The sequence below is a fragment of the Pseudomonas sp. GW821-FHT03A09 genome (assembly GCF_059421065.1).
The window spans coordinates 470,252-482,906 of record NZ_JBWKUX010000003.1 but is presented as its reverse complement, the minus strand read 5'-3'; the positions used below and the strand labels follow the sequence as shown (position 1 = coordinate 482,906).

Here is a 12,655-nt window from a genome sequence, read left to right as displayed (position 1 = left end):
TGCAAGACCCCATAACAATAAAAAGAAGGTCACCCCATGGCCGAACCCTTGGCTCACGACACCCTTATCCAGGAATCCTGGCGCCGTTGCCGCGCGTTCGGCCTGGATCACCAGAGCGCCCCCAGCTTCGACCTGCTGCCCGCCGAAGGCATCAGCCAATTGTTGGAGAGCCAGCATTCCCTAGTGCAGACCACCCACCAGGAAGTACTGCCCTACTACGAAAACATCCTGAGCAACTCCAATTGCCTGATCATGCTGGCCGATAACCAGGGCCAGGTCCTGACCTCATGGGGCACCCAGCGCTTCATCGAGCCGAAACTGGCCCGAGGATTCAACGCTGGCGCCAGCTGGCAGGAACGCTCCAGCGGCACCAATGCCATCGGCACCGCACTGGCCTGTGCCCAGGCGGTTCATATCGAACACGACGAGCACTTTCTCAAGGCCAATCGTTTCATGACCGGCTCGGCCGCGCCGATCTTCGATGCTCAGCGTGAAATCATCGCGGTGCTGGATGTGTCCAGTGACAGCTATCTGCCACCCTCCCACACCCTGGGCATGGTCAAGATGATGAGCCAGACCGTGGAAAACCGGCTGATCCTCAACCTGTTTCACGGTGAGCATTTCCAACTGACCTTCAATACCGGCCTGAACAACCTCGACAGCCAATGGGCGGGGCTGTTGATTTTTGATGAGAGCGGCCAGGTACTGTCGGCCAACCGTCGCGCGGATAATTTGCTGGGCCTCAGCTTGTCGCGGGTGATGATTGAAAGCTTGTTCAAGGTGTCATTGCTGGAGCTGTTGAACCAACCGGAGGGGTTGCCGTTTTCGCTCCAGGCCGCGGGACGCAATCGGTTCCAATGCGTGTTGAAACGCCCGAAGAAAATGCCGGTGCAGGCGCGGGTCTTCAGTGATCGCGCACCCCGTGAGCCCGCGCCAGCAAAACCCGCCGTGATTGGCCTCAAGGCCCTGCACTTCGGCGATAGCCGCGTGGAGAAAGCCGTGCGCCAGGCGGAGCGTTTGCTGGAGAAGGACATTCCCCTGTTGATCCATGGCGAAACCGGCGTGGGCAAGGAGGTGTTCGTCAAGGCCTTGCACCTGGCCAGCTCCCGCAGCCAGCAGGCGTTTATCGCGGTGAACTGTGCGGCGATTCCTGCGGAGCTGGTGGAGTCGGAACTGTTCGGTTATGAAAAAGGCGCCTTCACCGGCGCCCATCAAAAAGGCAGCGTCGGCCTGATCCGCAAGGCCGACAAGGGCACGTTGTTCCTCGATGAGATCGGCGATATGCCGCTGCCGACCCAGGCCCGCTTGCTGCGGGTGCTACAGGAGCGCTGCGTACAACCGGTAGGCAGCAGCGAGCTGTTCCCGGTGGATCTGCGCATCATCTCGGCGACTAACCGCGTACTGAGGGATTGGGTGCAGGCCGGTCGGTTTCGCGAGGATCTGTACTACCGCATTGGCGGCCTTGCCCTGGAGTTGCCGCCTCTGCGTGAGCGTACCGACAAACAGGCGTTGTTCCAGCAACTGTGGCAGCAACACCGTGAACCGAACCAACGTGCCGGTTTGAGCGTTGAGGTGCTGGCGTTGTTCGGGCAGCACCCGTGGCCGGGGAATTTACGCCAGGCCAGCAGCGTGTTGCAGGTCGCACTGGCGATGGCTGAGGACCAACCGGTGCGCCCTGAACACCTGCCGGATGACTTTTTCGTGGATCTGAAAAATGCCTCGCCCCCGCCCCCCCATGAGCACTTGGATGACGGGCTCGACCTGACGCAACGCTTGAAGGCCGCGGGCGGGAATATTTCCCACCTGGCGCGGGAACTGGGCGTCAGTCGCAATACCCTGTACAAGCGCCTGCGCCAGAACGACCGTTGAACCCGCGTGGTGTGATCAATCAAGCGTCCCTAGCGACTCAACGCCAGCTCCATGACACACCTGTGTAGATGCCACGGCCATCAGCCGGTGTGGAGCGGGCAACATCCATGCCCTTGTCGTCGTAACCCGGCGTGACCGTATTGGCATAACGACGATTGGTGAGGTTGCGCAGGTCGACCCAGGCTTGCCAGTCCTGCTTGGGGGCGTCGTAGCCAAAGGTGGCGCCCAGCGTGGTGTAAGCCGCAGCGTAGTAGGAATTGGCATAGTCCACGGCCACCCGCGAAGCATGTTCGGTGTTGAGGCTGGTGTAGAGCCCCGTCGGATGGCTATAACGCAGTTGAGCCTGGTAGTAGTGCTTGGGGATACCCGGCAAGGTGTTGCCGCCGAAACGGTCGTCGTCGCGGTAGTGGAAATCGCTGAACGTGTAGGCCTGGCGCAGGGCGAGTTGGCCCGTGCGCCCACCGTCCCACAGAGGGCTGAGCACGCTCAGTTCCACGCCTTGATGCACGGTGGGGCTGGCATTGGCTTCGGCCACAATCGCGTTGCTGGTGGCGGTTTGGGCTTGGGTCTCGACGGTCAGCAGCTCATGCCGAACTTCGGAGCGGTACAGCGCCAAGTCCCACTGGCCGAACCAATCTTCGCCACGCCCACCGACTTCCAGGGTGGTAGCCGTCTGATTGCGCAAGTGCACGCCTTCACGCTGCAAGCCGGTAGCCGGGCCGCTGCCGGGCCCGAAGTACTTGTTGGAACCCCAGATCATCGACCAGGCGTGCGGTGGCTCCACCGAGCGGCTCAGGTTGCCGTACACCTGCAACTGCGGAGTGAAGTCATAGCGCAGGCCGATACGTGGTGCGTAGTCCCAATCCTGCTGGCGGGTAGGCGTATGCGTCACCGGATAGGTGACTTCGGTTTCGCGACGGGTATAGATCGCGGCGAGACCGGTGGTCAGCCATAGGTCGGGGATCAGCTCCAGGTCGTTGCCGATATGCACTACGGTGTCAGAGCCCAGGTAGCTGTAATCGCGGGTCTTGGTGCCCGGTACATAGCCGGCCGTGTTGCCGGCTGGGGTGCGCACGTATTCCGAGGCGCCATTGTTCGGCATCGCCTGGGTGGTACGCAGGCCGAGCGTGGTTTTGCTGGCGTGGCCGAACAGCGTGTCTTGGCGGATGTAGTTCAGGGTGCTGCTGATGTCGGTGTACGCGACTTTGAGGCGATTGGTGCCTTCGCGCAGGTCCATCGGGTAGTCGTGATACGCAAGCCCGACCTCGACTCGAGCGTTGTCGTCCAGTTGCAAGGTGGTCTTGTTGGCGATCCAGGTGGAACCCGGTTGCAGGCGTTTTGAATCGCGGGCGGCGTTGAGGCTGTTGGCGGCACGCGGGTCATGGCTGATCTGATAACGCGTCAGCTTGCCGGGCGAATCGTTGGTGGTTTCGCGGTAGCGCAAGTAGAAACGTGTTTCCAGGTCAGGGTTGAAACGGTAGCCGAAGTTGGCGGCGATGCCCTTGCCGGTGCCCGCACCCTGGTGCTGATAGCCGTCGGACTCCGAGTCCGTGAGGCTGATGTAGTAATCGGCATCGCCCAGCACCTGGCCCGAGCTGATCTCACGTTGGGCGTAGCCACGACTGCCGGTTTCATAGCGCACCTGCAACTTGGGCGCATCGTAGCCGGTGCGGGTGACGTAGTTGACCGAACCACCGAGGGCCAACGCGCCCTGATCAAATCCATTGGCGCCGCGTAACACCTCGACCCGACTTTGCCACAGCGGGTCCTTGAGTTCGTAGGGTGTGCCGCCAGGCCCGGTCAGTGGCAAGCCGTCGAGCATTTCATAGAGCCCGGAAGCATGGGCACCGGGGCTGCGGTTCAAGCCCGAGCCACGGATGGATAACTTCACACCCTCGTTATTCGCCGCCTTCGCATATACACCGGCCTGGTACTTGAACACATCCTCGTTGGTGCTTACCCGCCCCTGTTGCACGCTGTCCATGTCGATGAAATTGGTACCGCCGGGCACGCTCTTGAGTTCGGCCTGGGCCACTTCGCCAGCGCTGGCTTCGCTGCTGGTGACTTCGACCGGAGCCAATTGCACCTCTTCAGCGTGCACCATTGAACTGAGGGCCAGAGCGGCAAAGAGCAGTGGAGGTTGTCGCAACAGCATGGGGTAGGTCCTTGGAATGCAGGGGCATGAAAGGCCGTGGCCATCATGCGAACAGTGATGGGAAGACAGGCGACTCCCCGAGGTCACGTCTTGTTAACGGACCGCCCCTTTCCCGCATTAAGGCGAATGGCTTCACTGCTCTTGATGGGTCGCGTCCGCCAAGGCCCTCATCAGGTCGTCCGCCTCCGATCCCGGTGGAAACCTGAAGCCTTGCATTTCATCCTCGGACAGGATTTCGGTGAGGGTGTCGCGTAACTGCGCCTCCGTCGGCGACTCCCTCAGCAGCTTGTGTGCGGACAACAACACCCCGGCGCAGACACCTTGAACACTCGCGACATCAATCACGGCAAAGAGGATAAATCGCAGGCGAATTTCGCGATCAGTAGGCCAAACCGTTTTTCGCTTACCCAAAGCAGGCACTCGTTTTTAGGAAAAGTCCGAGGCTATTGCCGACGGGACAGCGTTTCAATGGGAGCGGCAGCGTATAGGCCGATTCCTACACGGGAAAGAGAAATTACTCACCCTCAGGGTTATGTACGCTACGACGGAGCCGGTCACTGCACCGGTAAGAAATTCATCAGCAACAGACTTTGCGCATAATTAAGGCCGACGCGTCGATAACGCTCATCGAGTATCTGGGTGAGCAGGTCCAGGCGCGCGACGATCTTGCCGAACTCAACGGCAAAGCTGAGGTTGCTGCCCTCCTCCGATATCTCATTCGAGAACAGCAGCAACACGCCATTGGCATCCTGGCGCTGGCTGAGCAGCCAGGTGGCCTTCTCGATGTTACGCGCGGCATTGCTGACAAATTGCGGGTTGATCGAGTCCGTCATATAAAACTGAGTGCGACCGCCATGGGCAGTTACCAGCATGCTGCCAATTGCATAGATAAACGCCCCAACACGGTCGCCGCGAAATTCCGGACTGAGCGAATAGCTCAATGCCGCCAGGTCACGACGCGCACCGAGTGCCGGCAAAGGACGTTGGTTTTCGATGGCCTGGCGGATTTCCCGCGCCGCACTCACCGCATCTGGGTAGCCCGACTGGCGCCACTGATTAGGGTTGCGCAGATAGAGCTTGCTCATCAGTAAATACAGGCTTTGCAGGTTGTCGCGCATTCCCAGTGTGGCCATGCGGTCGACACTGGTTTGAAAGAACTCATCGGGCTTGCCATCGCTGAACTGCCTGACGATATCGCGCCCCTGTTGCTGGCTGCAACCGGTCGCGCACAGCATCCATGACGCGACGAGCAGCAGCGGCCATCGGGTGATTGAAATAGTTAACGTTCGATCCATCGGCACCAGGTCAGTTTCTGCAAGCAACGCGCCGAATGCGCGTCGCCGGAACAGAGATAGATCAGGAGAATGGAAAAAAGTGCAGTGACCGACAGAAGTTGATAGGCCTTGCCGGGTCTAATCGAACGCACCGTTAAGCACTTCATAAATGATGCCCGAGGCAATCGCGACAAGAATCAAGTCAGTGCCCGCCTGCTGCCATTCGTACCCCTCATAATGGGGCAACTGGCCCAGCAACCGGCCATCGAGCTTCTTGGCAATGCCTGGAGGAAGAGGCTTTCCCCTGGCCAAGTTCTTTTGTATCCCTGGGGGCAATGAAGGGCCAGGTCGCCAATAGTCGCGGTAACCACCCAGCACGCCCAACACACCGCCTCGGTCAACGCGCGGGCCATTTTCCCAGTCATCCCCACTGGAGCCTTTGCTCTTATGGCCCTTGCCTTGCTCGCCTTGTGAGTTGCCATTGCCATGGCCCTTCCCATTACCGGGATCGGCCTGAGCCGTCACCGACCCCACAATCAACGTGAGGCAGGTGAGTGCTGCAACAAACGAGCGGGATTTAAACATGGCCGTCTTCTCTGAATGGGGGATGCTCATTGAATGTAGACGGCATTGCCGGTTTTAGTTCCGCATCGCTCATGCCAAGACAAAGGCTGCCGGAGCTGGCAGCCAATCAGATCATTCGCTTCAGACTTTCTTGCATCCGATGCGGGTAGGCAATTGCCCCTGTTTTGACTTCAAAGCAGCTTGAACCGCTTGCGGCAAATTGCTCCAGAACGTGAGCCCTGATCGCTCCTCGATCTGCTCCACGGTCACCTGATAATCGCAAAAGGCCGCGCCCTTTGGCGTTTCCTGATTCATCACGAACGACGCGTAAACACCGTCCTGCGGCGAACTGCCGACGAAGATGACCTTCCAGTAGCCGCTTGGAATAGTGTGGACCTTGTTCGTACCGGGAAGCGTACCGACAAAGTGCTCGTACAGCGGCCCGGTGACGACATACACCTGGTCGACGCCGGCCTCTTTGGCGAGGTTTCGCTCCTGGTCTTCCAGACGCGCCCAAGGCCCCTGGTTCAGATCAGACTTTTGCGGGGTAATGTTCGACAGGTAATTGAGCGTTGGCCAGTCCGCAACTCCGGCCATTGACGCCAGGTTGGCCTGATGGCCGCGATCAACCTTGAGCGCAACATTGGCGCCGTTGTAATCCACGGGATCGAGGGTTTCGCCCGCCGGAATATCCGGGTCCGTCTCCCAGTTGCGCGCCCGCCCGCTCGCCGGTGTGTTCTTGGTGATTCGATACGACACCCAGTTCGCGAACTTGGTCGAGCCGTTATTGTTCAGGGTGTAGGCCTGCCGATTCAACGTCAGGGGGCTGCCGCCGGTAGGGCATCCGACGCCACAGTTATCGAACGACACCGCCTGCCCAGGCACAACTGGCGTGGCAACCGCGGATTCACGGGTTCTATCGGGGGTGGTACAGGCGACAACGAGGGGGATCAACAAAAACGCGAGGTGCTTGAGCTTCATACTTCCTTGCATGGTGTAACTCCTTGTGGGTGAATCAATCATACCGATCACTCGGAAATCAGCTACAACGGTTCCTCCGTTGCCTGACGCAAGCATTCAACCACAAGAACGTTTCAATATGAATGAGGGCTGTGATTGCCTCAGTGCGGGATGTTGCTCAATTGTGCGTAGGAAATGGCAGCCTGTAACACTACAGGCTGCTATTGAATACAAGGGAATCAGTCATCCCGATCATCGCGATCACGGCCGTGATTGCGGTCATACCCTCGATCATCGTAGCGACGGCCTCGCCCCTGATCGTTGTCATCGCCTTGGTTGTAGTACCTGCGATCGTGATCGTAGTGTCGGTAATGGTCACGACCGTACCCTCCTCCGTCGTCCCAGATAGGCACGCAACCACCCAACAGGAGAAGGCCGGTGGTGGCCAAGAGTATTACTGCTGCGCGCTTCATTTTGAATGTCCTGAAAGCTGGGTTCGTACGACCCACCAAACCTGCGATATGACGGGCCGCGAACAGGATTTAGTGGGAGGTTGAAGTGCCGGCCCTGCTCAATCCTCTATCGTTGTGATCACCTGGAGTCGTCGCGGAGATCGCCGCGGCCTTCGACAGCCCCTGGGTTGTTTTCGAACGCGCGACACCCGATGTGGCAACCCCATGACCCCGGTCATTTTTGAGACCACGCCCAACGTGATTGCCACTCACGCCATGATCTCGAACAGCCTTGCCGTCATGGTCGATTTCATGGCCTTCAGCGAGGCCCTTACCGGTGGAACCCGCCGAGTGACCTGTACCCGAATGGCCACCGCCTGCGCCTGCGCCACCGCCACCGCCGCCGTTACCGCCAGCACCATGACCACCACCGTCCTTCGCGTAGGCAGAAGCCATGATAGACAGTCCAGCAGGCAGCAAAGGCGCAGCAGCAAACATCATTGCGCACGACACAACGGCAACTAAGGTTTTCTTTTTAAAGCGCATGGAGGTTTCCATCCGGCGGGGTTGATCTGCATGTCACATCTGACACATTACGTTACATTCAGTTCAACGCGAGCGACGAGTGGGTAGGCAGCGATCAACTGAGCGAGGGGTTGAATGTGTTACGCCAGACAGGCAACCCACAACACCACCAGATGTCCGCCTCTACCCGGCAGCGGGTATTCGATTGCGAACCGCTTCCGATGAAGCCTGAAGTTATCGAAAAAAGCGCCTTCTGCGAATCTCCTCCTTTACCTGTCTAAAGCTTCATAGTTTATGGTTGTACGCCATGGAACGAGGGACAGGTCATGTATCGCATTTCTGAATTGGCGCTGAAAGTGGGTTTAAGCCGCTCTACGCTGCTTTATTACGAGAAACTGGGATTGATCTCATCCAAGCGGCAGGCCAATGGGTATCGAACGTACTCAGAGCACGACCTGCAGCAGTTGAAATTGCTGCAGCAACTTCAAGCAGGTGGGCTGACATTAAAAGAGTGTCAAGCGTGCCTGGACACACGCATAGACAGGTCATTGTTACTTGAGCGATTACAGACTCTGGAACAGGAGATCGCGCAGAAACAACAATCCAGAGATCTGCTCGCAGCCATGCTTGGAAAAGCCTCCATGCGTGGTTGGCACCAAGCTTTGGAAAGCCAAGCGCCGGGGGCTCATCTAGCCTGGCTGCTCAAACAAGGCTTCAACGAAAAGCAGGCGCTGCGCTTGAAGTGGTTATCAAGGGATATGAATGAGCATGATCACTATATGGCCGATTTCGAACGCATCCTTGATGGTCTGGATCGCCTGGGGCCAGGGTCTATCGAGGATACGTTGACGGCCCTGAGTGCGTTACCCGTCGCACCGAAAACCTTGTTGGAGATCGGTTGCGGCCGGGGTGTAAGCACGCTGTTACTGGCACAACAGACCCAAGGGCTGGTCACCGCCGTGGACAACGACGAATACAACCTGGCACGTCTAAAGGTGGCCGTCACAGCCAATGCAGTGGAGCAGCACGTTCGGCTACTGTGCGCCAGCATGACCGATCTACCATTCGAAGACAGTTCATTCGATGCTATTTGGGCTGAGGGCAGCGCATACATCATGGGCTTTGGTAACGCCCTCAAGAGCTGGAGACGGTTTATCAAGCCGCAAGGCTTCTTGGTAGTCAGCGATTTGATATGGCTAACCGATAGTCCGCGCCCTGAAGCTTCATCGTTCTGGCAGAAAAACTACCCTGACATGACGACGCTGCAGAATCGAATGTCCAGCATTGCGTCTCTAGGCTATCGCGTCGTGCACAGTTTTCCATTGAGCCGTAATGCCTGGGAAAACTACTTAGGCCCCTTGCGAGAAAAGAGTGTAGAGCTGCCCGCAAAAGATTTTTCCTCAAGGGCCCTGGCAGACATCAGGGACGAGATTGATATCCACGAGCGCTTCCTCGATGACTACGGCTACCAGTTTTTCGTGTTGCAAAAGAACAGCGCCTAGCCGTCAAGGCTCTCGACAAGCTTGCAGCACAACCATGGCAACCCGTACACAAAAAACAATGCCCTGTTCAACACGTTGCAGGGCCTGATCGATCAAGATACCCGAGAGAAATTCAACATGAATTTGAGTATTCGCAATGAGCTACCAGAGGACATCAAGCGCATATCCACGCTGACGGCTGCAGCATTTGAGCAGGAGCAACATTCCAGCCACACAGAGCACTTCATTGTCGATGCACTACGCCGAGCCGGACAATTAACAATTTCGCTGGTTGCCGTGGAGAATGATGAAGTCATTGGTCACGTCGCCATTTCTCCAGTCACCGTGTCTGCCGGTACTGAGGGTTGGTATGGACTAGGTCCAATATCCGTGTTGCCTGGCCGCCAAGGCCAAGGTATTGGTTCTTCCCTGATGAAAGCCGCTCTTGCCAAGCTACAAAACAAAGGCGCATATGGCTGCGTCGTATTGGGCGATCCTGACTACTACGGCCGTTTCGGCTTCAAACCTCACGCTGGATTGGAGCTACCTGGTGTCCCCCAAGAGTATTTCCAAGCGCTGTGTTTTGACGGTGATCTGCCGACAGGTACCGTGCAGTACCATGAGTCTTTTGACGCGGCGGAATGAGTCTGGAGGACTGCCATTCTTTGCCCTACAACTCGATCAACAATCGATAAGAGCGCGATAGCGCCGCCCCACTATTGCTGCTGTGTGGGGCGGCGGCACTTTCTGCCTAGTTGATTTCGGTTACGAAGTTTTCGCGAGACCGCCGCACTTTTTTCAGGTTTACCAGCCAGTCAGACTCTGCTGCCCGATAACCTAAAGGCAAGAGCACCACACTGCGCAGATGCCTGGCCCCCAGTCCCAGAATGTCATCGACAGCCGATGGGTCGAAACCTTCCATAGGCGTCGCGTCGACTTCCTCGGAGGCCGCGGCGATTAAAGCAGAGCCGAGGCCAATATAGGCTTGACGCGCAGCCGCTTGATAATTGGCCTCCTGACCACGCTCGGCGACTATGCCGAGGAGCATTTGGCGGTAGTTTTCCCAATCCTGGTTGACACTACCCCGTACAACATTAGTCAAGTCGAACATCATGTTGACACGCTCAGGCGTGATGTCGTCCCAAGCGGCGAATACCAGCAGATGAGAGCAGTCGGTAACCTGAGACTGATTCCAGCTGACTGCCTTAATCCTTTCGCGAATTTGCGGATTGGTCACCACCAGCAATTCAAATGGCTGGAGCCCGCTCGACGTCGCCGTCAGTCGTACGGCCTCCAGAATTCGCTCCAGCTTTTCAGCAGGCACTGTCTTGGACGCATCGTACTTTTTCGTCGCATAACGCCACTTCAGCAACTCGGTTATTTTGCTCATTTCTCATATTCCACGTAGGTCAACGGTCTTTATCGAGCCCAATCCGATTGCTTTCCAGATTACGCTTGCGCTTATACTGCGGCTTAAAGTCAACTTGAAGGTCAAGCAAAAAATGAAGATAGGCGAGATTGCGCAACGCACAGGCCTTGCTGCTTCAGCAATACGGTACTACGAGGAGCAAGGCCTACTGGACGCCCCCACGCGCGACATGAACAACTATCGTCATTACAGCGAATCCACCATTAAACGCTTGGAAGTCGTAATCCATGCGCAAAGGCTGGGATTTTCTCTCGACACGATTCGTAGCCTTTTCCTTCATGACGGGAGCTGCTCCAAATCCCTCACCTTGGAACAGATCAATGTACGCCTGGGGGAAATTCAGCAAATCGAAGCCACCCTAACCGTACAGCGTGAGGAGTTGTTGATGCTGCAACGAGTCCTCGAAGAAAGCCTTCGGACTGGCATCGACCCTGGAATGCCTTGCCCACGCAGCGCTGAGCGATTTCAACCTGATCGAGCCGTAGTCACGCGAAGCAAGCACATGATGGCTACCTACAAATAAGGAGGCAGAGTTGATCAGGCCCGCATAATTTCCTGCGTAGCAATCAACTGACCGACCAATGCCTCTCGATGATCATCGCAATAAACAGCACCCAAGAAATCACTAGCAATACCGTACCTGCAATCCATCGCCCCCCCATCAACACAATCCAATTCCAGTTGTATGCCCCTCCCTTCTATCACCAAAAAATTAACCTGCATGTAGGCGGTTTCCCAAGCTTTCTCTTTAAGCGCAATACCTCCTACATGCGCCTGGCGCTCACATCGCCAGCGTCGGTGATATCGATAGCTCACTGCTTGAGGAAATCAGGAACCTTTTTCTTAATATGGAATCAGTGCTGGACGCTTCAACATCAACGGTTTAATAGGCTCCCAGCATGATCTTGAGAAACGCCTTCCTATGCATTGCGCTTGTTGCCGCCGGATTCTTCGCTGGATACGCTGCAAAGCCAACAAGCGGAATACAAGTCACAGCAGGTCAGCTCATAAACTGTGGAAAGGTGACCATTCCTACTGTTGAGATGTGATCTCTTTGTAGGTCCGCTCACAGGTGAGGTGCGTTCTTTTTGTGCGGTCATAAATACTCAGACGGTAGCGAGAATAAAGATCCGCTTGAACGGAAACAACGTTCGCCCATTCCCCTCTGGCGGGTAATGCTCATGAACCAGTTTCAGGAAGTGATCCAGGAAACACTGCCGCTCGACCTCATCCAGCGCCAAAAGCACCGGCCGTAGCGCCGAAACCTTGACCCAATCGAAAATCGGCGACTGACCTTCCACCACTTGTAAGTGTTCGGTTTCCCAGATGTCCAAATCCTTGGTCAGTGGTGCCAGCAGACGGTAATAACAATCCAGCGATAGCACCGGGCGCTCAGCCATGAACTGACGTAACTCCGTTGTACCCAATGGGCCGCCATCGAGCCCTGCGTGCTCTAGGGTTTCGAGCATCAGTTGATACCACAACGCGTCGCGCCAATTCGGCATGTGTGCGGCTAGACAACCTCCGGGGTTGAGTTGTCGCAGCAGGCGTGGCAGCAACACGTCGTGACCATTGATGAAATGCAGTACTGCAGCAGCAAACAGTAGGTCGGCAGGTTGCTCTGCCTGCCAGCTCTGTAAGTCGCTTTTGTTCCAGAGGGCCTTGATCGGCAGATAGCTGGCTTCGCCAAGCATCTCCGCCGAGCTGTCGACCCCCGTCAGATCGGCTTGCGGCCAACGCTTGGCCAGGAGATGAGTGGCAATGCCAGTGCCGCATCCCAAGTCATAGATGCGTTCTGGATGCTCCAAGCGAATATGGTCTAGTAACTCGACCACCGGACGCTCCCGTAGTCGAGCGAATTTCAGATAGGCCTGAGGATCCCATTGAGTACTATCAGGCCTTGCCGTGGACGGCTGAGGCTTAATGTTCATACGTGATTCCTTTCG

The 12,655-nt window shown here is 56.9% G+C and carries 13 protein-coding genes; 4 read left to right on the top strand and 9 right to left on the bottom strand.

Features of this window, described 5'->3' with window-relative positions; genetic code table 11:
- Positions 1–36 precede the first annotated feature (36 nt).
- Positions 37–1,869, top strand: coding sequence for a sigma-54-dependent Fis family transcriptional regulator (locus AC07V4_RS07725; RefSeq protein WP_492635321.1), 1,833 nt, complete (start codon positions 37–39; stop codon positions 1,867–1,869).
- A gap of 37 nt (positions 1,870–1,906) precedes the next feature.
- On the opposite strand, the gene AC07V4_RS07720 is transcribed toward AC07V4_RS07725, so the two are convergent.
- The 7 genes from AC07V4_RS07720 to AC07V4_RS07690 all read right to left on the bottom strand — a co-directional run bounded on the left by AC07V4_RS07720 (position 1,907) and on the right by AC07V4_RS07690 (position 7,820).
- Positions 1,907–4,024 (bottom strand): TonB-dependent receptor family protein, encoded by a 2,118-nt coding sequence (locus AC07V4_RS07720; protein ID WP_492635322.1) that lies wholly within the window; start codon positions 4,022–4,024, stop codon positions 1,907–1,909.
- 132 nt (positions 4,025–4,156) lie between these two features.
- The gene (locus AC07V4_RS07715; protein ID WP_492635323.1) at positions 4,157–4,435 is read right to left on the bottom strand and encodes a hypothetical protein; all 279 of its coding nucleotides are present in this window, start codon (positions 4,433–4,435) and stop codon (positions 4,157–4,159) included.
- 143 nt (positions 4,436–4,578) lie between these two features.
- On the bottom strand, positions 4,579–5,319 hold the full coding sequence (locus AC07V4_RS07710; protein WP_492635324.1) for a hypothetical protein: 741 nt from the start codon (positions 5,317–5,319) through the stop codon (positions 4,579–4,581).
- Between the two features lie 117 nt (positions 5,320–5,436).
- Entirely contained in the window at positions 5,437–5,883 is a 447-nt protein-coding gene (locus tag AC07V4_RS07705; RefSeq protein ID WP_492635325.1) for an anti-virulence regulator CigR family protein, read from the bottom strand.
- Positions 5,884–6,003: 120 nt separating this feature from the next.
- The gene (locus tag AC07V4_RS07700; protein WP_492635326.1) at positions 6,004–6,855 is read right to left on the bottom strand and encodes a DNA/RNA non-specific endonuclease; all 852 of its coding nucleotides are present in this window, start codon (positions 6,853–6,855) and stop codon (positions 6,004–6,006) included.
- Between the two features lie 178 nt (positions 6,856–7,033).
- On the bottom strand, positions 7,034–7,201 hold the full coding sequence (locus AC07V4_RS07695; RefSeq protein WP_492635327.1) for a hypothetical protein: 168 nt from the start codon (positions 7,199–7,201) through the stop codon (positions 7,034–7,036).
- A gap of 163 nt (positions 7,202–7,364) precedes the next feature.
- Positions 7,365–7,820, bottom strand: a complete 456-nt coding sequence (locus AC07V4_RS07690; protein ID WP_492635328.1) for a hypothetical protein — start codon at positions 7,818–7,820, stop codon at positions 7,365–7,367.
- 305 nt (positions 7,821–8,125) lie between these two features.
- Between AC07V4_RS07690 and AC07V4_RS07685 the strand changes: the two genes are divergently transcribed.
- Both AC07V4_RS07685 and AC07V4_RS07680 read left to right on the top strand, forming a co-directional pair.
- Positions 8,126–9,301 (top strand): MerR family transcriptional regulator, encoded by a 1,176-nt coding sequence (locus AC07V4_RS07685; protein WP_492635329.1) that lies wholly within the window; start codon positions 8,126–8,128, stop codon positions 9,299–9,301.
- Between the two features lie 117 nt (positions 9,302–9,418).
- The gene (locus tag AC07V4_RS07680; protein WP_492635704.1) at positions 9,419–9,925 is read left to right on the top strand and encodes a GNAT family N-acetyltransferase; all 507 of its coding nucleotides are present in this window, start codon (positions 9,419–9,421) and stop codon (positions 9,923–9,925) included.
- 106 nt (positions 9,926–10,031) lie between these two features.
- Here AC07V4_RS07680 and AC07V4_RS07675 read toward each other — a convergent pair whose 3' ends face one another.
- Positions 10,032–10,670 carry an NAD(P)H-dependent oxidoreductase gene (locus AC07V4_RS07675; RefSeq protein WP_492635330.1) on the bottom strand — a complete coding sequence of 213 codons (639 nt, stop codon included), beginning with the start codon at positions 10,668–10,670 and terminating at the stop codon, positions 10,032–10,034.
- 94 nt (positions 10,671–10,764) lie between these two features.
- Here AC07V4_RS07675 and AC07V4_RS07670 point away from each other — a divergent pair, with 94 nt between their 5' ends.
- Positions 10,765–11,232: a MerR family transcriptional regulator gene (locus AC07V4_RS07670; protein ID WP_492635331.1), complete on the top strand. Its 468-nt coding sequence runs from the start codon at positions 10,765–10,767 to the stop codon at positions 11,230–11,232.
- A 583-nt stretch (positions 11,233–11,815) separates the two neighbouring features.
- Here the strand turns inward: AC07V4_RS07670 and AC07V4_RS07665 are convergent.
- Positions 11,816–12,640, bottom strand: a complete 825-nt coding sequence (locus tag AC07V4_RS07665; RefSeq protein WP_492635332.1) for a methyltransferase domain-containing protein — start codon at positions 12,638–12,640, stop codon at positions 11,816–11,818.
- Between the last annotated feature and the right edge of the window lie 15 nt (positions 12,641–12,655).